This is a genomic window from Streptomyces sp. NPDC057694, from assembly GCF_042799415.1.
In the GTDB taxonomy this organism is placed as follows: Bacteria; Actinomycetota; Actinomycetes; order Streptomycetales; family Streptomycetaceae; genus Streptomyces.
Window position 1 is genome coordinate 31,944 of the sequence record NZ_JBHVIX010000031.1, and the last position, 22,639, is coordinate 54,582.

The 22,639-nt window shown below is 72.4% G+C and carries 19 protein-coding genes; 9 read left to right on the plus strand and 10 right to left on the minus strand.

Annotated features, from left to right (window positions below):
- The 4 genes from ACFVDP_RS38890 to rsmH form a co-directional block, all read right to left on the minus strand.
- Positions 1–1,665 carry a UDP-N-acetylmuramoyl-L-alanyl-D-glutamate--2,6-diaminopimelate ligase gene (locus tag ACFVDP_RS38890; protein ID WP_383500834.1) on the minus strand — a complete coding sequence of 555 codons (1,665 nt, stop codon included), beginning with the start codon at positions 1,663–1,665 and terminating at the stop codon, positions 1–3.
- A 69-nt stretch (positions 1,666–1,734) separates the two neighbouring features.
- Positions 1,735–3,699, minus strand: a complete 1,965-nt coding sequence (locus ACFVDP_RS38895; RefSeq protein WP_383500837.1) for a peptidoglycan D,D-transpeptidase FtsI family protein — start codon at positions 3,697–3,699, stop codon at positions 1,735–1,737.
- A gap of 4 nt (positions 3,700–3,703) precedes the next feature.
- Entirely contained in the window at positions 3,704–4,351 is a 648-nt protein-coding gene (locus ACFVDP_RS38900; RefSeq protein ID WP_383500840.1) for a septum formation initiator family protein, read from the minus strand.
- 36 nt (positions 4,352–4,387) lie between these two features.
- Complete coding sequence (rsmH, locus tag ACFVDP_RS38905) at positions 4,388–5,344, minus strand: 16S rRNA (cytosine(1402)-N(4))-methyltransferase RsmH (protein WP_383500844.1); 957 nt, start codon at positions 5,342–5,344, stop codon at positions 4,388–4,390.
- A 346-nt stretch (positions 5,345–5,690) separates the two neighbouring features.
- Between rsmH and ACFVDP_RS38910 the strand changes: the two genes are divergently transcribed.
- The 4 genes from ACFVDP_RS38910 (at position 5,691) to ACFVDP_RS38925 (ending at position 11,393) form a co-directional block, all read left to right on the plus strand.
- Entirely contained in the window at positions 5,691–6,296 is a 606-nt protein-coding gene (locus tag ACFVDP_RS38910; protein WP_383500848.1) for a beta-class carbonic anhydrase, read from the plus strand.
- Positions 6,297–6,529: 233 nt separating this feature from the next.
- Complete coding sequence (locus tag ACFVDP_RS38915) at positions 6,530–7,576, plus strand: AAA family ATPase (RefSeq protein WP_383500851.1); 1,047 nt, start codon at positions 6,530–6,532, stop codon at positions 7,574–7,576.
- Positions 7,576–8,991: a DUF58 domain-containing protein gene (locus tag ACFVDP_RS38920; RefSeq protein ID WP_383500854.1), complete on the plus strand. Its 1,416-nt coding sequence runs from the start codon at positions 7,576–7,578 to the stop codon at positions 8,989–8,991. The genes ACFVDP_RS38915 and ACFVDP_RS38920 overlap by 1 nt, the downstream gene beginning before the upstream one ends.
- Positions 8,988–11,393, plus strand: a complete 2,406-nt coding sequence (locus tag ACFVDP_RS38925) for a DUF3488 and DUF4129 domain-containing transglutaminase family protein (protein ID WP_383500857.1) — start codon at positions 8,988–8,990, stop codon at positions 11,391–11,393. The genes ACFVDP_RS38920 and ACFVDP_RS38925 overlap by 4 nt, the downstream gene beginning before the upstream one ends.
- A 147-nt stretch (positions 11,394–11,540) precedes the next feature.
- Here ACFVDP_RS38925 and ACFVDP_RS38930 read toward each other — a convergent pair whose 3' ends face one another.
- The 3 genes from ACFVDP_RS38930 to ACFVDP_RS38940 all read right to left on the minus strand — a co-directional run bounded on the left by ACFVDP_RS38930 (position 11,541) and on the right by ACFVDP_RS38940 (position 13,703).
- Complete coding sequence (locus ACFVDP_RS38930) at positions 11,541–11,945, minus strand: DUF3040 domain-containing protein (RefSeq protein ID WP_383500860.1); 405 nt, start codon at positions 11,943–11,945, stop codon at positions 11,541–11,543.
- A 275-nt stretch (positions 11,946–12,220) separates the two neighbouring features.
- Positions 12,221–13,048, minus strand: a complete 828-nt coding sequence (locus ACFVDP_RS38935) for a class I SAM-dependent methyltransferase (RefSeq protein WP_383500863.1) — start codon at positions 13,046–13,048, stop codon at positions 12,221–12,223.
- 100 nt (positions 13,049–13,148) lie between these two features.
- Positions 13,149–13,703, minus strand: a complete 555-nt coding sequence (locus ACFVDP_RS38940; RefSeq protein WP_383500866.1) for an SAV_6107 family HEPN domain-containing protein — start codon at positions 13,701–13,703, stop codon at positions 13,149–13,151.
- 193 nt (positions 13,704–13,896) lie between these two features.
- Here ACFVDP_RS38940 and ACFVDP_RS38945 point away from each other — a divergent pair, with 193 nt between their 5' ends.
- The 5 genes from ACFVDP_RS38945 to ACFVDP_RS38965 all read left to right on the plus strand — a co-directional run bounded on the left by ACFVDP_RS38945 (position 13,897) and on the right by ACFVDP_RS38965 (position 19,925).
- Positions 13,897–14,664: an ATP-binding cassette domain-containing protein gene (locus tag ACFVDP_RS38945; RefSeq protein WP_383500869.1), complete on the plus strand. Its 768-nt coding sequence runs from the start codon at positions 13,897–13,899 to the stop codon at positions 14,662–14,664.
- A complete protein-coding gene (locus ACFVDP_RS38950; RefSeq protein WP_383500872.1) occupies positions 14,636–16,720 on the plus strand; it encodes a YhgE/Pip family protein in 2,085 nt (694 codons plus the stop codon). Before ACFVDP_RS38945 ends, ACFVDP_RS38950 begins: the two co-directional genes overlap by 29 nt.
- Positions 16,721–16,755: 35 nt before the next feature.
- Positions 16,756–17,382, plus strand: a complete 627-nt coding sequence (locus ACFVDP_RS38955) for a TetR/AcrR family transcriptional regulator (RefSeq protein WP_383500875.1) — start codon at positions 16,756–16,758, stop codon at positions 17,380–17,382.
- Between the two features lie 388 nt (positions 17,383–17,770).
- The gene (locus tag ACFVDP_RS38960) at positions 17,771–18,385 is read left to right on the plus strand and encodes a DUF4126 domain-containing protein (protein WP_383500878.1); all 615 of its coding nucleotides are present in this window, start codon (positions 17,771–17,773) and stop codon (positions 18,383–18,385) included.
- 43 nt (positions 18,386–18,428) lie between these two features.
- Complete coding sequence (locus tag ACFVDP_RS38965; protein WP_383500881.1) at positions 18,429–19,925, plus strand: phytoene desaturase family protein; 1,497 nt, start codon at positions 18,429–18,431, stop codon at positions 19,923–19,925.
- Between the two features lie 22 nt (positions 19,926–19,947).
- Here the strand turns inward: ACFVDP_RS38965 and ACFVDP_RS38970 are convergent, their stop codons facing one another.
- The 3 genes from ACFVDP_RS38970 to thiE all read right to left on the minus strand — a co-directional run bounded on the left by ACFVDP_RS38970 (position 19,948) and on the right by thiE (position 22,507).
- Positions 19,948–20,832: a hypothetical protein gene (locus tag ACFVDP_RS38970; RefSeq protein ID WP_383500884.1), complete on the minus strand. Its 885-nt coding sequence runs from the start codon at positions 20,830–20,832 to the stop codon at positions 19,948–19,950.
- Between the two features lie 45 nt (positions 20,833–20,877).
- Positions 20,878–21,798, minus strand: a complete 921-nt coding sequence (gene metF / locus ACFVDP_RS38975) for a methylenetetrahydrofolate reductase [NAD(P)H] (protein WP_383500887.1) — start codon at positions 21,796–21,798, stop codon at positions 20,878–20,880.
- 61 nt (positions 21,799–21,859) lie between these two features.
- Entirely contained in the window at positions 21,860–22,507 is a 648-nt protein-coding gene (thiE, locus tag ACFVDP_RS38980; RefSeq protein WP_383500890.1) for a thiamine phosphate synthase, read from the minus strand.
- Positions 22,508–22,639 lie beyond the last annotated feature (132 nt).

Genomic DNA, 22,639 nt, shown 5'->3' on the forward strand with positions numbered 1-22,639 from the left:
TCATCCCTGGGTTTGCTCGATGGCTTCGCGAAGCACCAGGCGGTCGTCGAAGGGACGCACCACCCCGGCGATGTCCTGTCCCTGCTCGTGGCCCTTGCCGGCGACGAGCACCGTGTCGCCGGGCTCGGCGCGCGCGACGGCTGCGGCGATGGCGGCGGCCCGGTCCTCGAAGACGGCGACGTCGCCGCGCTCGTGGGCCGGCACGTCGGCGGCGCCGGCGAGCATCGTCGCGAGGATCGCGAGGGGGTCCTCGCCACGGGGGTTGTCGGAGGTGAGGATGGCCGTGTCGGCGAACCGCGCGGCGGCGGCGCCCATCGGCATCCGCTTGGTCCTGTCCCGGTCGCCGCCGCAGCCGAGCACGATGTGCAGCTTGTTCTCGGTGACCTTGCGCAGCGCCCTGAGGACGGATTCGACGGCGTCGGTCTTGTGCGCGTAGTCGACGACGGCGAGGTAGTCCTGCCCGGCGTCCACGCGCTCCAGGCGGCCGGGGACGCCCGGCACGGCGGCGACGCCGTCGGCCGCGGTCTGCGGGTCGATCCCGGCGACGGCGAGGGTGACGATCGCGGCGAGGGTGTTCGCGACGTTGAAGGCGCCGGGCAGCGGCGCCCTGGCGGTGATCCGCTCGTCCTTGGGGCCGACGACGGTCAGCGTCGAGCCGAGCGGCCCGACCTCGACGTCCTCGGCGCGCCAGTCGGCGTCCGGGTGGCCCTCGGCGGAGAAGGAGACGACCGGATACCCCGAGGACGCGGACTCGTCGATGAGCCGGCGGCCGTACTCGTCGTCGAAGTTCACGACGCCCTGTTTGCTGCGCGCACGCGTGAACAGCTGCGCCTTCGCCTGGAAGTAGTCCTCCATGTCCCGGTGGAACTCCATGTGCTCCGGGCTGAGGTTGTTGAAGACGGCGACGTCGAAGACGCAGCCGTCGACCCGGCCGAGCACGAGGGCGTGGCTGGAGACCTCCATGGCGACGGCGTCGACGCCGCGCTCGCGCATGACCGCGAACAGGGCCTGGAGATCGGTGGCTTCGGGGGTGGTCCGCTCCGACTTGATCCGCTCGTCGCCGATGCGCATCTCGACCGTGCCGATGAGCCCGGTGGAGCGGACTTCCTTCAGGCCGCCCTCGACCAGGTACGCGGTCGTGGTCTTGCCGGACGTGCCGGTGATGCCGATCTGCAGCAGATCCCGGCCGGGATGGCCGTAGATGGTGGCGGCCAGCTCGCCCATGCGTCCGCGCGGGTTCTCGACGACGAGCGCGGCGAGCCCCGCGGCGGTGACGCGGTCGGCGCCCGCCGGATCGGTGAGGGCGGCGACGGCGCCGAGACTCGCGGCCTGCGCGGCGAAGTCGGCGCCGTGGGCGCGGGCTCCGGGCAGGGCCGCGTACAGGTCGCCGGGGCGCACCGCACGGGAGTCATGGGTGATGCCGGTGACCTCGACGGCGGCCTGGGGTGCGGCGACGCCCAGCTGACCGGCCAGTTCCGCGAGGGGTGCGGCGGTGACCTCGGCCGGTCGCGGCGGCCCGGGATATGTCACGGGTGCGCCCTTCTGGGTGGTTTGGGACTGATCAGCGTGTGGCACGGCGGTGAGCGTACCGGGCCCGGCCCGCCCTGAGCGAAGCGAGGGGCGTGGCGCGGGCTGGTTCCCTGGATCGGGGGTGATGGTTGTCACGGGGTCTTCAGGCTGTCTTCACTGTGTGGGGTGATCATGGTCACGGCAGGTCCGGCCGGTTCCCTGCAGTCATGGCTTGAAAGAGACGGGCAGCTTCGCGGAATTGGCGCCCGTGGGCGGCACTTGGAGGGTCTTGAGGGCGAACTCCATGACCTTCTTGTAGATGGGGCCGCAGATCTGGCCGCCGAAGTAGCTCCCCTTCGTGGCGTTCTGGATGGCGCAGTAGACGGTGACGCGCGGCTTGTCGGCGGGCGCGAACCCGGCGAACGACGACGTGTAGCCCTTGTAGCGGCCGGTGGCGGGATCCACCCGGTTGGCGGTGCCCGTCTTGCCGGCGACGCGGTAGCCGGGGATCCGGGCCGCCGTGCCGGTGCCCTCGACGTCGTCGACGACGGACTCCAGCATCTGGGCGACCGTCTTCGCCGTCTTCGCGCTGACGACGCGGGTCTGCTTGGGCTTGGGCGCGGCGACGAACTTGCCGTCGGCGCCGGTGGAGCCGCGCACCAGGGTGGGCTCGACCCGTACACCGCCGTTGGCGATGGTCGAGTACACGGAGGCCGCCTGCATCGCGTTGATGGAGAAGCCCTGGCCGAACGGGATCGTGTACTGCTGCGACGTCGACCACTTGTCGGCGGGGGCGAGGATGCCGGGCGTCTCGCCGGGGAAGCCGAGTCCGCTCGCCGAGCCGATGCCGAACTTGTGCAGGTACGAGAAGAGCGTCCGGTTGGCGTCCGGCTGGGACTTGCCGAGCTGGCCGGTGGCGAGGATGGTGCCGATGTTGCTGGACTTGGCGAGCACGCCGTTGAGCGTGAGGTGCCAGGTCTCGTGGTCGACGTCGTCCTGGAAGAGGCGGTCGCCGCGGTGCAGCCGGTTGGGCACGGTGACGTGGGTCAGCGGGGTCGCCGCGTTCTCCTGGAGGACGGCCGCCATCGACATGACCTTGGCGGTGGAGCCGGGCTCGTAGGCGTCCTGGAGCGCGGCGTTGCCGAGCGCCGCCGAGTTGGCGTGCGACAGGTCGTTGGGGTCGAAGCCGGGAGCGTTGGCCATGGCCAGGACCTCGCCGGTCTGCGTGTCCTGCACTATCACGTAGCCGCGGTCGGCCCCGGACTTCTTGACCTGCTCGGTGATCGCGTCCTGCGCGGCCCACTGGATGTCCCGGTCGATGGTCAGCTCGACGTCGGAGCCGGCCACCGCGGGCTGCTCGGTGCTGCCGGCGGTCGGCACCTGGCGGCCGCCGGACTGCGCGTACCGGATCTTGCCGTCCTTGCCCGACAGCTGCTTGTCGAGCTGCTGCTCGACCCCGCCGCCGCCCTTGCCGTCGGCGTTGACCCAGCCCAGTATCCCGGCGGCGAGATCGCCGTTGGGGTACACGCGCTTGCTGCTGGGGTCGGCGAGGACGCCGGAGAGCACGCTCGCCTCCCGGCCCTCGGCGTTGGCCTTGTCGGTCAGGGTCGACCTGAGGTCCTTGATCTGCTTCCAGACCTGCGGCGTCTGCCGCGCGGCGAGCCGCACGTACCGGGTGTTCTTGGTCTTCAGCCGCTTCGTCAGGGTGGCGGTGTCGACCCCGACGATCGGTGAGAGGAGCGCCGCCGCCTGCTCGGGGGCGTCCGGCACCTTCGTGACCTTCCTGGTGAACATCGTCGGGTCGGCCGTGATGTCGTACGCGTCCACGCTCGAGGCCAGCGCGACGCCGCCGCGGTCGGTGATCTGCCCGCGCTCGGCGGCGATCGTGTGGCTGACGTAGCGATTCAGCTGGGCCTTGGCCGCGTACGCGCTCGCGTCGACGCCCTGGACCTGGAGGAGCCGCACGGTGAAGACCATGAGGACGAGCGTGAGGCCCAGGCTCACCATCCGCAGGCGGGGCCGCGGGCTGCCCAGGCGCAGTGGGGCGGAGGCCTTGGGGCGGGCGGGGCGCGGGCGCCGTGCGGCGGGGCGCGCGCCGGGGCCGGAGCGCCGCTGGGCTCCGGGCCTGGCGGTCCTGACGGGGCGCGCGGGTCCCGGGACGCGACGGCGCGGGGGCTGCCTGTCGGTCATGGCGTCACCTGCCGGAGCTGGAAGGGGCGGGAACGGTGGGAGCGGTGGGCGTGGCGGGCCGCACGGACGACGTGCCCGGTGCCGGCTGCCCGGGCGGTTCGGTGGAGGCCGACGCGGCGGGCGTGGGGCTGCCGGACGGGGTGGCGCTCGGGGCGGGGGCCGTCGGCTCGGTCTCCGGCGGGCGGGGCGTCTGCTGCCGCGGCGGTGCGGGCAGCGAGGCCGGGCTCGGCAGGCCGCGGACGGTGCCGTCGGGGTTCAGGAACGCGGGGTCGCCGCCGGGGACCATGCCGAGTTCGCGGGCGCGGCGCTGGAGGGCGTCGGGCGCGGAGTAGGAGTCGACCTCGCGCTGGAGTTCCTGCTCGTCGTCGGTGAGCTCGGTGGTCTGCTTCCTGAGCTTGGTGAGCTTGAACGATCCTTCGTTGAGCGAGGAGTTCAGCATCAGCAGGGTGATGAGCCCGCCGCCGAGCAGCAGCACGACGAGAAGGACGAACGGCGTGCGTGCGGCCTGGGAGCCGCCGGAGGGCGCGACGGGGAAGAAGCGCGCCAGTCGTGCCGCTCGTCCGCGTGGTCCCCCGGGCGGGCCGCTGGAACTGCGGGAGCCCTTGGCTCCTTGGGAGTTCTTGGTTCCTTGCGCGTCACTCTTGGCGCTCATGACCACCCCTCCACGCGCGCGTGCCTCACTCGACCGTCATCCGTTCACGTCCTCGCGGATCCGCTGCGCACCCCGCAGCCGTGCCGGGGCGGCCCGGCGGTTCTCGGCGACCTCTTCCTCCGTGGGGAGTTCGGCGCCGCGCGTGAGCAGTTGCAGACGGGGCTGGTACTGCTCGGGGACGACGGGCAGTCCGGGCGGCGCCGTGGTGGCCGCTCCTGCCGCGAGGACCTGCTTGACGAGGCGGTCCTCCAGCGACTGGTAGGACAGCACGGCGATCCGGCCGCCGACGGCGAGCGCCTTCACCGCGGCCGGAACGGCCCGCTCCAGGACGCTCAGCTCGCCGTTGACCTCGATGCGCAGGGCCTGGAAGGTGCGCTTGGCCGGGTTGCCGCCGGTGCGCTTGGCGGCCTGCGGCAGCGCGTCCCTGATCAGCTCGACGAGCCGCGCGCTGTTGCTGAACGGCTCCTTCTCGCGCTCGCGGACGACGGCCGAGACGATGCGCTTGGCCTGCTTCTCCTCGCCGTACTGGCGCAGGATGCGCACCAGTTCGCCGGGCGCGTACGTGTTGAGGACCTCGGCGGCGCTCATCCCGGTCGTCTGGTCCATGCGCATGTCGAGCGGTGCGTCCTGCGCGTAGGCGAAGCCGCGGTCGGCCTCGTCGAGCTGCATGGAGGAGACGCCGAGGTCGAACAGGACGCCCTGGACGCGCGGGATGTCCAACCGGTCCAGGACCTCGGGCAGTTCGTCGTAGACGGCGTGCACCAGGGTGGCCCGGTCACCGAAGGGGGCCAGGCGCTCGCCCGACAGGCGCAGCGCCTCCTTGTCCCGGTCGAGCCCGATGAGACGGCAGGCGGGGAACGTGGAGAGCAGGGCCTCGCTGTGGCCGCCGAGGCCGAGCGTGCAGTCGACGACGACCGCGCCCGGCTGCGCGAGCGCGGGAGCCAACATGTCCAAGCAGCGCTGGAGCATGACCGGGACGTGTCGCTGACTCAAGAGGCCCTCTCAGGTCCGGCGGCCGGCGCGGACGCACTGCCGGGTCCCCGCCCGCTCATGAAGGGGATGGTGGTCCGTCGGCGCCGGGGAAGTGACGCCGGCCGACCGGAGCGGGAGGAGGCCGAGCCGTACGTACGCGCCGCGCACGCGGGGAGTGTCCGGCAGCGCCGGGATCTCCGTGTTGCTTCGTTAATGGGGTTCGGCGTCACTTTAGTCCACGGTGACCCCCGGTCAATCAACCGGCCTGCGCGTCGCGGGCCGCTTCCCGAGGAAGTCGTATCTCCCCCGAATTCACCTGTTCGGAGGAGGTGTGCGCCCCCTGTGGGTTAGCTCACAACAAGGCTCGATGACGTTCTTTGTCCCCTCTCACAGCAGGCCACGCACCCCGGTGACCAGTAACGTCGTCAGCATGACGACTTCCGCATCCCTTCCCTCCGAAGGCGCCATACCGGCCGACGGCACCGTGACGGACCGCCTGGTCGAGGCGAACGGGCAGTACGCCGAGGCGTTCACCGACCCCGGCATGGACGCGCGCCCCGTGTTGCGCGTCGCCGTGGTGGCGTGCATGGACGCGCGTCTCGACCTGCACAAGGCGCTCGGTCTCCAGCTGGGCGACTGCCACACGATCCGCAACGCGGGCGGTGTGGTGACCGACGACGTGATCCGTTCGCTCACCATCAGCCAGCGGGCGCTCGGCACCCGCAGCGTGGTGCTCATCCACCACACGACGTGCGGTCTGGAATCCCTCACGGAGGAGTTCCGGCACGAGCTGGAGCTGGAGGTCGGACAGCGCCCGAGCTGGGCCGTCGAGGGCTTCCGCGATGTCGACCAGGACGTGCGGCAGTCGATAGAGAAGGTGCGCACCTCTCCTTTCCTGCTCCACACCGACGACATCCGCGGATTTGTCTTCGACGTGAAGACCGGCCGGCTGCGGGAAATCACTCCCGCCTGAGCCGGCGAAAGAGCGGACGGCCGCTCGGCCGTCCGCTCAAAAGGTCGTAAGCCCCGACATATCGCGGCCAGTTATCCACAGGCGAGTGACACGAACCGGTAACGCCAACAAGAATGCGTAGGTGGCACCTCGCGCGGGCGACGGAACTCTTCGCGCGTGGTGTCCGTGTTTCGGGGTGGGCCGGTCCGCGTCACAGAGCGTCGGCCCGGAAAGTACGGGCCGAGGAGGGCCGGGTGACGACCTATGACGATCGAGCGAGCCTCACTGATCTGACCACCACTGCGGAGCGGGTCCGCAGGTCGGTGGAGGGTGTGATCGAGGGCAAGCCGGAGGTCGTACGGCTTTCGCTGACGGTGCTCCTGGCGGAGGGGCACCTGCTCATCGAGGATGTGCCGGGCGTCGGCAAGACGATGCTCGCCAAGGCGCTCGCGCGGTCCATCGACTGCTCGGTGCGCCGTATTCAGTTCACCCCCGACCTGCTGCCGTCGGACATCACCGGCGTGTCCATCTGGGACCAGCAGCGGCGGGACTTCGAGTTCAAGCCGGGCGCGATCTTCGCGCAGATCGTGATCGGCGACGAGATCAACCGCGCGTCGCCGAAGACGCAGTCCGCGCTCCTGGAGTCCATGGAGGAGCGCCAGGTCACCATCGACGGCAAGACCTACGAACTGCCCAGTCCCTTCATGGTGGTGGCGACGCAGAACCCGGTCGAGATGGAGGGCACGTATCCGCTGCCCGAGGCCCAGCGCGACCGCTTCATGGCCCGCGTCTCCATCGGCTATCCGAGCCCGGAGGCCGAGCTGCAGATGCTGGACGTGCACGGCGGGGTGTCGCCGCTCGACGACCTCCAGCCGGTGGCCCACGCGCACGACATCGTGAAGCTGGTGGACGCCGTGCGCACGGTCCACGTAGCCGATGCCGTACGGCGCTACGCGGTGGACCTGGTCGCCGCCACGCGCACCCACCCGGATCTCAGACTCGGCGCCTCCCCGCGCGCGACACTGCACCTGCTGCGCGCGGCCAAGGCGTCGGCGGCCCTCAGCGGGCGCGAGTACGCGCTGCCGGACGATGTGCAGGCGCTGGCCGTGGCGGTCCTGGCGCACCGTCTGCTGCCCACCGCCCAGGCGCAGTTGAACCGGCGCACGGCCGAGCAGGTCGTCCTGGACATCCTGCAGCGCATCCCGGTCCCGGCCGCGGACACCCGCACCCCCCAGCAGGGCTTCGACAACGCGACGCCCCCGGTCTACGGCCAGCAGTCGCCCGGCACACGGAGGCCGTGATGGCGTCCGGGGGGTACCACGCGGCCGACCCCGGGGGCGGGTTCACGGACGGCGGCGCGCCGGGCGACAGGGGAGACAGGGGGAACAAGGCGGACAAGGGCGGCCTGCGCACGGCGCTGTCCGGACTGACCACCCGCGGCCGTTCGTTCCTCGCCGCCGGTATCGCCGCGGCCATCTGCGCGTACGTCCTGGGGCAGAGCGATCTGCTCCGGGTCGGTCTGCTGCTCGCGACGCTGCCGCTGGTCTGCGCGGGCGTGCTGTACCGCACCCGCTACCGGGTCGCGGGCAGCCGCCGCCTCTCCCCCGCGCGCGTGCCCGCGAGTTCCGAGGCGCGGGTGCATCTGCGGATCGACAACATCTCGCGGCTGCCCACCGGTCTGCTGATGCTCCAGGACCGGGTGCCGTACGTGCTCGGGCCGCGGCCCCGCTTCGTCCTCGACCGGGTCGAGGCGAGCGGCCGCCGCGAGGTGTCCTACCGGGTCCGCTCCGATCTGCGCGGCCGCTATCCGCTGGGCCCGCTGCAGCTGCGCCTGACCGATCCGTTCGGCATGTGCGAGCTGACCCGGTCCTTCTCCGCGTACGACACCCTGACGGTGATCCCGCGCGTGGAGGCGCTGCCGTCGGTGCGGCTGGCCGGCGAGGCCAAGGGGTACGGGGACGGGCGGCAGCGCTCGCTGGCGCTGGCCGGCGACGACGACGTGATCCCGCGCGGGTACCGCTACGGCGACGACCTGCGCCGCGTCCACTGGCGTTCGACCGCGCGCTACGGCGAGCTGATGGTGCGCCGTGAGGAGCAGCCGCAGCGGGCCCGCTGCACGGTGCTGCTCGACACGCGCGACGGTGCCTTCCGGGGCGCGGGCCCCGACTCGGCCTTCGAGTGGGCGGTGTCCGGCACGGCCTCCGCCCTGGTGCACATGCTCGAACGGGGCTTCTCGGTAAGGCTGCTGACCGATACCGGTGCCTCCGTGCCGGGCGAGGGCAGCGACGGTTTCGCGGGCGCCAGCCAGCAGTCGGCGGACGCCGCGGGCCTGATGATGGACACGCTCGCCGTCGTCGACCACTCGGACATGGTGTCGCTCTCGTCCGCGTACGAGGTGCTGCGCAGGGGGAACGAGGGACTGTTGATCGCCTTCTTCGGCGACCTGGACGAGGAGCAGGCGGCCGTGGCCGCCAAGATGCGGCAGCGCAGCGGCGGCGCGATCGCCTTCCTGCTGGACAGCGAGACCTGGGCGCAGGGCTCCGGCGCCGCCCCGGCCGCGCGCTGCGCGGAGCGGCTGCGGATGCTGCAGGAGGCGGGCTGGACGGCGGTGGCCGTACCGGCCGGCGCGTCCTTGGTGGACGTGTGGCGGCAGGCGGACCGGGACCGCTCGGGCGCGCAGACGGCGGGTACGAGCACGGCTGGGGGCTGGTCATGAGCGGTGGTGCCCGACTGTCGATCTGCGCGACGCTGGCGACGTTCCTGGCCTCGTGCTCCCTGCTGCCCCTGGTCGACAAGTCGAGCTGGTTGCTCGAAGCGGCGATCCTGCTGACGATCCAGGCCGCGGTGGGGGCCGCGGCCCGCCGGGTGCCGCTCGCCCGGCCGCTGACCATCGGCGCGCAGGCGCTGGTGTCGCTGCTGCTGCTCACGCTGTCCTTCGCCCGGGAGCAGGCGATCGGCGCGATCGTCCCCGGCCCGGAGGCCTTCCGGTACTTCGGGATGCTTCTGGAGGCGGGCGGCGACGACGTCGGCCGGTACGCGATCCCGGCGCCGGTCTCCGACGGCATCCGGCTGATGCTGGTGGGCGGCACGCTGGTGATCGGCCTCGCGGTGGACGCGCTGGCGGTGACGTTCCGCAGCGCGGCCCCGGCCGGACTTCCGCTGCTCGCGCTGTACTCGGTCGCCGCCGGGCTCTCCGAGGGCGGCGCCGACTGGCTGTGGTTCGTGCTCGCGGCCGGCGGCTATCTGGTGCTGCTGCTCGCCGAGGGGCGCGACCGGCTCTCGCAGTGGGGGCGGGTCTTCGGCGGCACGGGGCGCGGTTTCGGCAGCGCGCCGGTGGCCGACGGTCCGGGTGCCGCGACCGCCCCGGTCCGCACCGGGCGGCGCATCGGCGCCGTGGCCCTGGGCATCGCCTTGGTCGTTCCGCTGGCGCTGCCCGCCCTGGACGGCGGTGTCCTCGGCCCGTCCGGTTCGGGTGTGGGGGCGGGCTCGGGCGGTGGCGGCACGATCTCCGCGGTCAATCCGCTGATCTCGCTGCAGAACAGCCTGAACCAGCCGGAGGACCGGACGGTGATGACGTACCGGACCAACGCCGAGCAGGCCCAGGAGATGTATCTGCGGATCGTCTCGCTCGACGAGTTCGACGGCACCGCCTGGCGCCCGTCGGTGCGCCCCATCACCGATGTCCCCTCGACGCTGCCGAACCCGCAGGGCCTCGATTCGGACATCCGCAGGACCGAGGTGCAGACGAACATCAAGGCCGCCGACTGGTACACCCAGACCTGGCTGCCGATGCCGTTCCCCGCCTCGAAGGTGTCGATCGACGGGCGCTGGCGGTTCGAGAAGGTCGGCCGGACCCTGGTGGGCGACCACGGGGAGACGACCCGCGGCAAGCAGTACAGCGTGAACAGCCTGGTCGTGCAGCCGACGGCGCAGCAGCTGGCCAACGCCGGGCAGCCGCCGGCCAATGTGCTGAAGGAGTTCACCAAGGTGCCCGCGTCGCTGCCGGACGTGGTGAGCCGGACGGCGCTCCAGGTGACCCAGGGCGCGGCGAACAACTACGAGCGCGCGGTGAAGCTTCAGGACTACTTCGCGCTCGACGGCGGCTTCACGTACAACACCGACGTGCAGACGGGCACTGGTTCCGCCGCCATCGTCCGCTTCCTGAAGCAGAAGGAGGGCTTCTGCGTCCACTTCGCCTTCTCCATGGCGGCGATGGCGAGGACGCTGGGCATCCCGGCCCGGGTGGCCGTCGGCTTCACCCCGGGCTCCGCCTCGGGCGACGGCACGTACACGGTGGGGTTGCGGGACGCGCACGCCTGGCCCGAGCTGTACTTCGAGGGGGTCGGCTGGACCCGCTTCGAGCCGACGCCGACCCGTGGCTACACGCCGGAGTACACGCAGGACACCACTCCGTCGGACGGCTCGTCCGTCTCGGCGGCGCCCGACGAGTCCTCCTCGGCCGCGTCGTCCTCGGCGCAGCCGTCGGAGTCGGACAGCTGCTCGGTGCAGGAGCGCAAGGAGGGCGGGTGCGCCAGCACGGCCCCCGCGCTGGTCACGGGCTCGTCGGACGACGGACCGCCGCTCGGTACGATCCTGCTGGTGACGCTCGCGGCCCTGCTGGTCCTGGTGGTGCCGCTGCTGCCGATGCTGTGGCGGCTGCGGGTCCGGGCGCTGCGGCTCGGTTCGGGGGGCCGCACCGACGCCGATGTCGCCGGGCGCACCCTGGCGGCCTGGCGCGAGGTCACGGACACGGCGTGGGACCACGGCATCCCGCCGGACGATTCGCAGACGCCGCGCAAGGCGGCGGCCCGGATCGTGCGTCTCGGGCAGCTGGAGGCACCGGCCGCCGACGCGGTGCGGCGGGTGGCGACGGCGGTGGAGCAGGTGCTGTACGCGCCCCGGCCGCAGCCGGCCTCGGGGCTCGGCGACGATGCGCGGCGGGTGCACGCCGGGCTGCGCGCCGAGGTGAGCCGTACGACGCGGCTGCGGGCGACGCTCGCGCCGCGCTCGGCCGTCCGGGTGGCGTGGGCGGTGGCGGAGCACCGGGCACGGTTCACGGCGGGGCTGCGGGCCCGCTGGAGCGCGGCCCGTTCCCGGCCGTCCGGTCAGGAGAGCTGAGCCGGTTCATGGTGTGCGACGAAGGCGCCGGCCCCTGCGGGGGCCGGCGCCTTCCTGTCCGTTACGCACAAAGGGTGACCGCACCTCGCGGTCACCCTTCACACACGTACGTTCGTCAACGGGACCCGTGAGGGGGCCCGGAGGTACTCAGCGGCCGCCCTGCTCGTCGCGGCGGCGCTGCCAGCGCTCCTCGATGCGGTCCATCACCGACCGCTTCGGTTTGCTCTGGCGCCGGGCCGCGGTGCCTCCCGGCACGGCTCCGGCCGACTGTTCACCCGGCTTGGGCGCTTTGCGCCAGCCGGTGACGGCGAGCACCGCGCACCCCAGCATGACGAGGAATCCCACCACGCTGATCCAGATCTGCTTCGCGACCATTCCAGCCATGAGGAGCGCGATACCCACCAGGAAACCGGCCACGGCCTGGTAGACCCGACGTCGGGTGTATGTACGCAGCCCGCTTCCCTCAAGCGCTGTCGCGAACTTGGGATCTTCGGCGTACAGCGCTCGCTCCATCTGCTCGAGCATTCGCTGCTCGTGCTCCGAGAGCGGCACGGAGTCCTCCTCATCGTGCAGTCGCCGGGGCGACCGGGGGTCCCCTTCAGGATAGGCAGGGAATCGCCCCCGTGAAACCCGCCCCTCTACGCCAACTTCACCATTCCGGACCGCGTCACGCCGCTCCGGCCTCCAGGGACGTCATTCCCCGGTGGCCGACCCGTCATGCCGGACGGTCTGCTCCGATCATACGGCGCCGGACGCCGGATCGGGGGGCCTGTGGCGTACTCCATCTGCCGCTGCGCCGCTGATCAGCGGTGCGGCGTGATGGTCGCTCAGGCCTCGTCCTGCACCTGCTTCTCACCGAGCACGTGCAGCTGGGTCGCCACGGCGTGGAAGGAGGGCAGTTCGGCGGCGGCCGCCTCCAGCTTGAGCAGCTCCTGAAGGGCGCCGGGCTCGGTGTCCACGAGGACTCCGGGGACGAGGTCGGCGAAGACCCGCACGCCGTGCACCGCGCCGACATCCACGCCCGCGCCTGCGACCAACCGGGTGAGCTGCTCGGCGGTGAAGCGCCGGGGCACCGGGTCGGCGTCGCCCCAGCGGCCCGCCGGATCGTCGAGCGCCTGCCGGGCCTCCTTGAAGTGGCCGGCGAGGGCCCGCGCGAGCACGGCGCCGCCGAGGCCCGCGGCGAGCAGGCTGAGCACGCCGCCCGGACGCAGCGCGCCCGCGGCGTTGCGCACGCCTTCCTCCGGCTCCTCGACGTACTCCAGGACGCCGTGGCACAGCACCGCGTCGTAACCCCCGCGCTCGACGACGTCGAAGAGGCCGGAGACATCGCCCTGGACGCCGCGCACCCGGTCGGCGACATCTGCCTCGGCGGCGCGGCGCTCCAGCGCGAACAGCGCGTTCGGACTCGGGTCGACGACGGTGACGCGGTGGCCGAGACGGGCGACCGGCACCGCGAAGTTGCCGCTGCCGCCCCCGGTGTCGAGCACGTCGAGCGCCTGGCTTCCCGCGGCCTTGGCGCGACGGTCGAGGGCGTCCTTGAGGACTTCCCAGACCACGGCGGTACGGAGTGAGGCGCGGGGGCCGAAGGGGTCGGAGCGCTGCGACGTCGGCTGCGGCCGGCGAGGGGAGGCGGGCGGGCGAGTCGGGTCCGACACTGCAGGTGACTCCTCGGCGCGGCTCCGGCCGACGGGCGGAGCGTGAACTGATACGGGCGCCTCCACCCTAATGGGCCCGGACGTGGGGCATCGCCAGCGCTCACCCGGCGTCGGGCACGCCCCGCTCCCCGCTCTCCTGCCGGGGGCCGGGCAGCACCGGCTGGAGGACGAGCATCCGCTCGACGAGGCGCAGGAACATCGCCGCGTCGCGCAGCAGATCGTCGGCGTCGCGGGCACCGGCCGCGCCGCGGATGCCCGCCTCCGCGCGGGCCCGGCGGGTGGCGCCGGAGGCGAACAGCGCGCTCCACTCGGTCAGTTCGGGCGCTATCTCGGGGAGCACTTCCCAGGCGCTGCGGATCCGGGCACGGCGCTTGGCGGTGGACTCGGGGCGGCCGCGGGCGGCGAGCACGGCGGCGGCGGTGCGCAGGGCGGCGAGGTGAGCCGTCGCGTACCGCTCGTTCGGCGCTTCGAGCGTCTCCGCCTCGTCGAGCCCCGCGCGGGCCTGGGCGAGCAGGTCGAGAGCGGCGGGTGGCGCACCGGCCCGGCGCAGCACCGGGTGGACGTCGCTCGCCGGGCCGGTCGGTGAGGGGGCAGGGCCAGTGGCGGCGCGGCGTCGTGCGGCGGCGGCCGCGGTGGATGCGCGATGTCCGGCCATGACGAACCTCCTGTCGTCTGTGTGACGGCGCAGTGGCCGTATGTGCCCATCGTGAAGGACGCCACTGACAATCGGCCCTGACCTGCGCCTTTGCTTCGATCGAAGGTTCGCGTTAGTTTTTTGCACTGACCAGTCAGTTCAAAAGAAGTCAGCTCAAAAGGTGGCCCCTTGTCGGGCGCCGAGGGGGAGGGTCATGGACGGGCCGCAGGGCGGGGCCGCCGTCGCCGCCGCGGGGTTCGGGGTGAAGGGACCGCGCGGGTGGGCGTTCCGGGGCGTCGACATCGACGCGGAGCCGGGAGCGCTCATCGCGGTCGAGGGGCCGTCCGGCAGCGGCCGCACCTGCCTGCTGCTCGCGCTGACGGGCCGGATGCGCCCGGCCGAGGGCGAGGCCCGCGTCGCAGACCTCGGGCTGCCGAAGCAGATGGCCGCCGTGCGGCGCGTCAGCGCACTCGCGCACGTGCCCGGGGTGACCGATCTCGATCCGGCGCTGACCGTCGCCGAGCACCTGCGGGAGCGGGAGCTGCTCCAGCGCCGGTTCGACGGCTCGTGGCGTGCGCTGCTGCGCCCGCGCCGGGAGCGGGCGGCCCTGGCCCGGCGGCGGATCGACGCCGCGCTGGCCGGAGCGGGCCTCGCACTCGACACGCTGCCCAAGAAGGCCCGTACCGCGGTGCGCGACCTGGAGCGCGTGGAGGCGCTGCGCCTCTCGCTGGCCCTCGCCCTCATCGGCCGGCCGCGGCTGATCGGCGTGGACGACACCGACCTGAAGCTCTCGGACCGTGAACGGGCCGAGGTCTGGGACCAGTTGAGGGCCGTCGCCGCCGGCGGCACCACGGTGCTCGCCGTGTGCAGCGAGGCCCCCGACGACGTACTCACCGTGTCGACCGCCCCCGTACGTACCGCCGACCCGTCCACGACCGACAAGGAGACGGCCGATGCGTTCGCCGAAGCTGGCCGCGCTTGAGCTGAGGCGCTTCGGCAGAGGGAAGCTGCCGCGCGCCGCGCTCGTCGCGCTTCTGCTGCTGCCGCTGCTCTACGGGGCGCTGTACCTGTGGTCCTTCTGGGATCCCTACGGGCGGCTCGACAAGATCCCCGTGGCGCTCGTCAACGACGACCAGGGGGCGAAGGCGGGCGGCCGGAAGATCACCGCGGGCGACGACATCACCAAGGGGCTGTACGACAGCGACACCTTCCAGTGGCACGAGGTCGACTCCGCACAGGCCGCGAAGGGCGTGGAGGACGGCACGTACTACCTGTCGCTGACCATGCCGAAGGACTTCAGCACGCGCATCGCGTCCAGCTCCGGCGACGCTCCCGAGACCGGCGCCCTCCAGGTGCGCACGAACGACGCGAACAACTACATCGTCGGGCAGATCTCGCGGACGGTGTTCTCGGAGGTGCGCTCGGCCGCGTCCACGAACGCGTCGCGTTCGTTCCTCGACAAGATCTTCATCTCGTTCTCGGACATCCATGACGCGACCAAGAAGGCGGCCGACGGCGCGGACGACCTCAAGGACGGCATCGGAAAGGCCGAGAAGGGCTCGAAGGACCTGGCCGAAGGGCTGAAGGACGCCAAGAAGGGCAGCGGCGACCTGGCGAGCGGCCTGACCAGGCTCGACAAGGGAGCCGGTGACCTGGAGTCCGGGTCCCGGCAGGTCGCCGACGGCACGCGGCAGCTCGCGACCCGGGTCAACGGCGCGGCCGACCAGGTGCTGCCCTTCCTGAAGGACAACAAGAAGGCGATCGGCGACACCGCGCGGCTCGTCGCCGACTCGGCCGCGGGCGTCCGGCACCACCTGGACGACCTGGTGAAGCTCGCCCCCACCGCACGCCAGGGCGCCCACGCGGGATCGGACATCCTCGCCGCGATCTACGAGCGCCGCTGCGAGAAGGCGCTGCTCGACGACCCGGCCTGCCCCGACCTGAAGAAGGCCATGACGGCGGCCGCGGACGTCGCCACCGTCTCGGACGACCTGAACACCCTCATCCAGGACCAGAACGGCGACCTGGCCGCCATGGACAGGCAGCTGGCGACGCTCCAGGAGCAGTCCGCGGCACTGGCACGGCACGCGCCGACGCTCGACAAGGACGTCGAGAACGCCGTCGCGCAGATCAACCGGCTCGACAAGGGGGCCGGGCAGGTCGCCGCGGGCGCCCGGACGCTGCACACGGGCCTCGGCACGGCGTCGGCCGGCGCCGACGACCTCGACTCCGGTGTCGGCAGGCTGGAGAGCGGCGCGCAGGAGCTCGACGGCGGCATGTACCGACTGGCCGACGGTTCGGGGAAGCTGGCGGGCGGACTGCACGACGGCGTCGGGAAGATCCCCGACTACGACACCAAGGACCGCGACCAACGCACCGAGGTGATGGCGGACCCGGTGCGGCTCGCCTCCCAGTCGCTGCACAAGGCACCCAACTACGGGACCGGTTTCGCCCCGTACTTCATTCCGCTGTCCCTGTGGGTGGGCGCGATGGTCGCCTACATGCTGATCGCGCCGCTGAACCGGCGGGCGCTCGCCGTGGGCGCCTCCTCCTGGCGGGTGACACTCGCGGGCTGGCTGCCCGTGGCCGCGCTCGGCGTGCTCCAGGTGGCGGCCCTGATGTCCGTACTGCACTGGGCCCTCGGCCTCCAGATGCTGCACGCGGCCGGAACGGTCGGCTTCCTGTGCCTGGTCACGGCCTGTTTCGCGGCCATCGTGCAGTGGCTGAACGCACGCTTCGGGGCGGCCGGCCGCATCCTCGTCCTCGCCTTCCTGATGCTGCAACTGACGTCGGCGGGCGGCACGTATCCCGTGCAGACCAGCCCCGGCTTCTTCAACGCGATCCACCCGTTCCTGCCGATGAGCTATGTCGTGGAGGCGCTGCGCAGGCTGATCTCCGGCGGCGGGCTCGGCCCCGTGTGGACGGCGTGCGCGGTCCTCGCGGCGTTCACAGCGGGCGCACTCGCCCTCACCGCGCTGACCGCCCGGCGCAAGCAGGTGTGGAGCCTGGACCGGCTGCATCCGGAGCTGAGCCTGTGAGCGCGCCCGCCGGGCAGCCTGTGAGAATCAGGGGCATGGAAAGCAGCACACGGCGCCAGGCCACCCGGCAGAAGCTCTACGAGGCCGCTGTCACGCTCATCGCGGAGCAGGGTTTCTCCGCCACGACGGTCGACGAGATCGCCGAGCGCGCCGGGGTGGCGAAAGGCACCGTCTACTACAACTTCGCCAGCAAGTCGGTCCTCTTCGAAGAGCTGCTGCGGCACGGCGTCGGGCTTCTCACCGCCTCCTTGCGGGACGCGGCACAGAAGGCGGCCGACAGGGGCGGCAGCAAGATCGACGCCCTGGACGCGATGATCCGCGCGGGTCTGGTCTTCATCGACGAGTACCCGGCCTTCACCCAGCTCTACGTGGCCGAGCTGTGGCGCACCAACCGTGCCTGGCAGTCCACGCTCGCCGTGGTCCGCCAGGAGGCGGTGGCCGTCGTGGAGGGCGTGCTGCGCGACGCCGTGGGCAGCGGCGAACTGAGCGACGAGATCGACGTGCCGCTCACGGCGGCCGCGCTGGTGGGCATGGTCCTGGTGGCGGCCCTGGACTGGCAGGCGTTCCAGCCGGAGCGCTCGCTGGACGATGTGCACGCCGCGCTGTCGCTGCTGCTCCAGGGGCGGGTGGGCGGCGGTCAGCCGCTGACCGGAAAGGCGTGACTTTCCGGGGGCATCCCCGAAAAGGCGCCACTACGTAGAGCGCCGGTCCGGCAAGGCCTGTGACTGTTCTCAGGCCTCACCGGACCGGCGCATCCCCCGTTTCCCCCGTGAGATCCCCGTCGTTCCCCCGTCGGGTCTCCCTCGGTCCCCCGTGCCTCGCTCCCGCCCTGACGGGCGAGAGGAGCGGTCAAGGGCGCTGTGTCACCGTTCCGCCGCCCCGTGTCGGCGGTGCCGGGGGCCGCGCCCTTCCCCGTGGCCTCCACTCTTCCGTCTACGCAGGTAGAACCCCATCCGCGCATCTACTCATCTCCCTACCTAGGTACGGATACTCAGACCTGCGCGCTCATCCCCAGGCACGGAGAGTTCCGTACTGGTTACGATCACCTGCGTGTCCGTACTTCCTCTGGTCTTCACCAGTGGCTGGGCGAGCGGCATCAACGCGTACGCGGTGGTCCTGCTGCTCGGTGTCTTCGGCGCGACCGGGTTGACCGACGACGTCCCCGAGTCGCTGCAGCGCCCTGACGTGCTGATCGCGGCGGGCGTGCTCTTCCTGTGCGAGGCCGTCGCCGACAAGATCCCGTACGTGGACTCGGTGTGGGACTCGGTGCACACCGTGATCCGGCCGGTGGCGGGCGCGGTCGTGGGGGCGCTGCTCGCCGGGCAGAGCGGATCGCTGTCCGATCTGGCGGCGGGCGCGGTGGGCGGTTCGACGGCGCTGGCCAGTCATGCCGTGAAGGCCGGTACCCGGATGGCGATCAACACCTCGCCCGAACCGGCGTCGAACTTCCTGATGAGCACCGCCGAGGATCTCGGGGTCGCCGGGATCGTCACGTTCGCGATGTTCCATCCGGTGGCGGCCGCGGTGATCGCGGCGGTGCTGCTCGTCGCCGGCCTGGTGGTGCTGGTCTTCCTGATCAGCCGCATCCGCAGATTCCTGCGCAGACGGGCCCAGCGGCGCGAGGAGAGACGGATCGCCCGCGAGGAGCCGCAGCCCCCGCCCTGACCTGGCGGCGGCATTGTCAGAGGTGGCCGATACAGTCCCTGGCATGGCACGAATTGCGGTGATCGGCGCGGGGATGGGCGCCATGGCGGCCGCCGCTCGGCTGGCCGTGGCGGGCCACCGACCGGTGGTCTTCGAGCGCGCGTCGACGTACGGCGGAGCGGTGGGCCGCTTCGAGCGCGACGGCTTCGCGTTCGACACGGGCCCCGGCCTGCTCCCGCTGCCCGCGGTCTACCGCGACCTGTTCATCAAGACCGGCAAGGAGCCCCTGGAGGACCTCGTCCGTCTCACCCAGGTGGAGCCCGCCGCGCGGCACGTCTTCGCGGACGGCACGACGGCCGACCTGCCGAACGCCCGGCGGGCGGGCGTCGCCGAGGCGCTGGACGCGACGGTCGGCGCGGGCGCGGGCGCCCGCTGGTCGGCGTTCATGGACCGGGCGCGGGAAGCCTGGGACCGCTCGCGCCGCCCCCTGCTGGAAGAGCCCCTGTGGCCGAACTGGCAGGTGCTGGCCGAGCGCGAGCCCTACCCGTCGGTGCCGCACAAGCGGCTGCTGCGCAAGGCGCGCTCGGCGACCACGCTCGCCGACATCGGCGTCCTGGAGCTCGGCGGGGACCCGCGTCTCGTGGCGCTCCTGGAGAGCTACGCGCTCGCGTACGGTCTCGATCCCCGCACCGCACCGGCGAGCGCGGCCGTCCTGCCGTACATGGAGCAGACGTTCGGCACCTGGGCGGTGGCCGGCGGCCTGCGGGCCCTCGCCGACGCGGTGTACGCGCGCTGCCTGAAGCGGAAGGTCGAGTTCAGATTCGGTGCGGGCGTCGCCCGGGTCGTGGTGAAGGACGGGCGCGCGGCGGGCGTCGAGCTGGCCGACGGGTCGGTGGAGGACGCCGAGTTCGTGGTGGCGGGCGTCGCGCCCGGTGTGCTCGACGCACTCGTGCCGGGGCAGTCCGTACGGAGCTCGGTCCCGGCCCGGGCCGAGACGGCCGTGCCCAGCCGGCTGACGGTGCATCTCGCGCTGCGCGGAGCGCAGCCCGAGGGCACACCGCACCGCACGGTGGTGCACGGGTCGGACCGGGCCGCCGAGACGGCCTGGCTGTTCGACGGCGCCGCGTGGCCGGACAGACCGACGGTCGCGGTGCTGCGCCCCGGCGATGCCTCCCAGGTGCCGGACGACGGGCACGAGGCGGTGACCGTCACCGTGACGGTGCCGCCCGGCGCCGAAGTGTCCGACGCCGGGGCCGATTCGGTCGTCGAGGCGGCCGGGCGCGCGGTGCCCGGTCTGCGCGAGCGCCTTCTGTGGCAGGAGATCCGCACCCCGCGCGACATCGCGGAGGCGACCGGCGCGGACGGCGGCGCCGTGCCCGCGCCCGCCATGGCGGCGGCGCGGGGCGAGCTGCTCCACCCGGCGAACGGCACACCGCTGCCGGGGCTCTTCGCGGTCGGGGGCTGGTCGCACCCGGGCGGCGGACTGCCGCACGCGGGCATGTCCGGCGCCCTGGTGGGCGGGCTGATCGTGGAGGGGCCCCAGTTCCGCGGCTCGCAGTGAGCCGGGCCGCGGCCCCAACCGCTCAGTACCGGTACTGCTGCTCCTGCTGATACCCGGTGTCGTACCCGGCGTTCGGGTCGTGCTGCGGGTACGCGGGATAGGGCTGCTCGGGCGGCAGTTCCCCGCCGTACTCGTCACCCGCGCGCTGCTGCGGCACCCAGACCCCGCCGGGCGGAGTCTCCCCGCCGTAGCCGGCGCCCGTCGCGTACGGGTCGCTGTACTGCTGCTGGCCCGTGGCGTACGGGTCGCCGTACTGGGGCTGCTCGGGGTAGCTCTGCGCGCCGATGTACGGGTCCGAGTACGGAGCGGCATAGGGCTGCTGCCCGGTGTCGTACCCGTAGGTGTTCTGGTCGTAGCCGTAGGACCCGGTGTCGTAGCCGTAGTCCTGGGCGCCCTGGCTCGCCTGGGCGTACGCCGCGTCGCTGTAGACGCCGTACTGGCCGGTGTCCTCGGGGATCGGCTCCGGGGCGTACACCGAGGTCGACTCGGCCGCGCTCTCCGGCACCGGCGCGTAGTCGTCCGCCGCCGCGCCCTGCGCGCCCTGCTCATACTCCAGGTCGGAGACTTCGAGGGTCGGGTCCTGCCGGACCGTTTCCCTCCTGCCTCGCCTGCCGCTCTTGCCCTTGGCCTCGGTGTCGGTGCCGGCCTCCGGGCCGCCCTTGAGGGCCCAGCCGGACGCGAAGCCGCGGCGGAACGACAGCGTGACGTAAGTCTGTCCGATCGCGAAGGCGATGGCGCCGAGCCCGATGACGATCACCGAGGGCATCAGGACGCCGAGGACCACTCCGAGGAAGCCGCCGAACGCCAGCAACCGCCAGCGCAGTCGCGCCTTGTACTGCAGCAGCACCTCACCGAGCAGCCACAGCGCCACCAGTCCGAACGCGATATAGAGGACCGCCCAGCCCATGTACGCCCCTCTCGTACGGCCGCAGCCCCGGGTGGGTACGGCCCATCAGGCCCGCTGGTCGTGCAGGCCCAGGTTTTCGTAGATTTCCAGCGTCGCAGTCGAGTTGTTGAGCGTAATGAAGTGCAGACCCGGCACTCCCTCGTCAAGCAGCTTGGCGCAAAACTCCGTAGCGAACTCGATGCCAATGGAGCGTACAGCGGCCGGATCGTCTTTGGCTGTGAGGATCCGCTCTTTCAACTCCGGAGGGAAGTCCGCGTTGCTGAGCTTGGGCAGGCGTTCGAGCATCCGCACGCTCGTGACCGGCATGCATTCGGGGATGATCGGGGTGTCGCAGCCCGCGGCGGCGACCTTGTCGCGCAGCCGCAGGTACTCCTCCGGGTAGAAGAACATCTGGGTGATCGCGTAGTCGGCGCCCGCACGGCACTTGTCGACGAAATGCCGCACGTCGGAGCCCCAGTCGGCGGAGCGCGGGTGCATCGCGGGGAAGGCCGCGACGCCCACGCAGAAGTCGCCGGACTCCTTGATGAGCTCGACGAGTTCGGCCGCGTACGTCAGGCCCTCGGGGTGCGAGATCCAGTCGCCCATCGGGTCGCCGGGCGGGTCGCCGCGCACCGCGAGCATGTTCCGGATCCCGGCATCCGCGTACTGGCCGATGATGTTGCGCAGTTCGGCGACGGAGTGCTCGACGGCGGTGATGTGGGCGACCGGCGTCAGCGTCGTGTCGGCGACGATCTGCTCGGTCTCCTTGACGGTGCCCGCGCGCGTGGAGCCGCCCGCGCCGTACGTCACGGAGACGAAGTCGGGGGCGACGGCCTCGACCCTGCGCAGCGCGTTCCACAGGTTGCGCTCGCCCTTGGCGGTCTTCGGCGCGGAGAACTCGAAGGAGTACGTCGTCTTGCCGGTCGCGAGCATGTCGCGCACGGTGCGGGCGCGATCAGTCCTGGTGGAAGGGGTACCTAGGGCCATACGGGCAGGTTACTGACGGATTCCGGGAGACCCTAATCCCCGTCCACCCAGCGGACACGCGCTAGGCGGAGCGCAGGCGCTTGGCGAACTCGGCCGCGGCGGCGCCCGGATCGTCGGCCTCGGTGATGGCCCGGACGACCACGACGCGGCGGGCGCCGGCCTCCAGGACCTCGTCCAGATTCCCCAGGTCGATGCCGCCGATGGCGAACCAGGGGCGGTCGGTGCCGAGGCCCGCGGTGTGGCGCACCAGGTCGAGACCCGGTGCGTGGCGGCCCGGCTTGGTGGGGGTCGGCCAGCAGGGGCCGGTACAGAAGTAGTCCACGCCCTCCTGGACGGCGGCCGCCTCGGCCTCGGCCTCGGCGTGCGTGGAACGGCCGATGAGCACGTCCGCGCCGAGGACGGCGCGGGCGGCGGGCACGGGCAGGTCGCCCTGGCCCAGGTGCAGCACGTCCGAGCGGGTGGCGTGGGCGACGTCCGCCCGGTCGTTGACCGCGAACAGCTTGCCGTGGCGGCGGGCCGCATCGGCGAAGACGGCGAGGTGCTCCAACTCCTCGCCGGCCTCCATGCCCTTGTCGCGGAGCTGGACGATGTCCACCCCGCCCGCCAGCACGGCGTCGAGGAACTCCGGGAGGTCTCCCTGGCGCTTGCGCGCGTCGGTGCACAGGTACACGCGTGCGTCGGCGAGCCGGTCGCGCTTCGGGTCGGCCATGGAAAATCCCCCGCTGGGTCGTCGCCGACGGGGGTGGGGAGGGGGTTGCGTGGCGCCCCCCCCGGAAGGGTGTTGGGTCAGACGGCAGGAGGCCGGGAGCGGAGGGCCGCCCCCCCGCCCCCACCCTCGCTC

Coding starts and splice junctions, on each gene's coding strand:
- thiE (WP_383500890.1), bottom strand. CDS start 22,507: ATGGCCGACCCGAAGCGCGACCGGCTCGCCGACGCACGCGTGTACCTG.
- ACFVDP_RS38920 (WP_383500854.1), top strand. CDS start 7,576: ATGGCGTCCGGGGGGTACCACGCGGCCGACCCCGGGGGCGGGTTCACG.
- ACFVDP_RS38945 (WP_383500869.1), top strand. CDS start 13,897: ATGGACGGGCCGCAGGGCGGGGCCGCCGTCGCCGCCGCGGGGTTCGGG.
- ACFVDP_RS38895 (WP_383500837.1), bottom strand. CDS start 3,699: ATGACCGACAGGCAGCCCCCGCGCCGTCGCGTCCCGGGACCCGCGCGC.
- ACFVDP_RS38925 (WP_383500857.1), top strand. CDS start 8,988: ATGAGCGGTGGTGCCCGACTGTCGATCTGCGCGACGCTGGCGACGTTC.
- ACFVDP_RS38955 (WP_383500875.1), top strand. CDS start 16,756: ATGGAAAGCAGCACACGGCGCCAGGCCACCCGGCAGAAGCTCTACGAG.
- ACFVDP_RS38900 (WP_383500840.1), bottom strand. CDS start 4,351: ATGAGCGCCAAGAGTGACGCGCAAGGAACCAAGAACTCCCAAGGAGCC.
- ACFVDP_RS38940 (WP_383500866.1), bottom strand. CDS start 13,703: ATGGCCGGACATCGCGCATCCACCGCGGCCGCCGCCGCACGACGCCGC.
- ACFVDP_RS38910 (WP_383500848.1), top strand. CDS start 5,691: ATGACGTTCTTTGTCCCCTCTCACAGCAGGCCACGCACCCCGGTGACC.
- ACFVDP_RS38970 (WP_383500884.1), bottom strand. CDS start 20,832: ATGGGCTGGGCGGTCCTCTATATCGCGTTCGGACTGGTGGCGCTGTGG.
- ACFVDP_RS38965 (WP_383500881.1), top strand. CDS start 18,429: ATGGCACGAATTGCGGTGATCGGCGCGGGGATGGGCGCCATGGCGGCC.
- ACFVDP_RS38950 (WP_383500872.1), top strand. CDS start 14,636: ATGCGTTCGCCGAAGCTGGCCGCGCTTGAGCTGAGGCGCTTCGGCAGA.
- metF (WP_383500887.1), bottom strand. CDS start 21,798: ATGGCCCTAGGTACCCCTTCCACCAGGACTGATCGCGCCCGCACCGTG.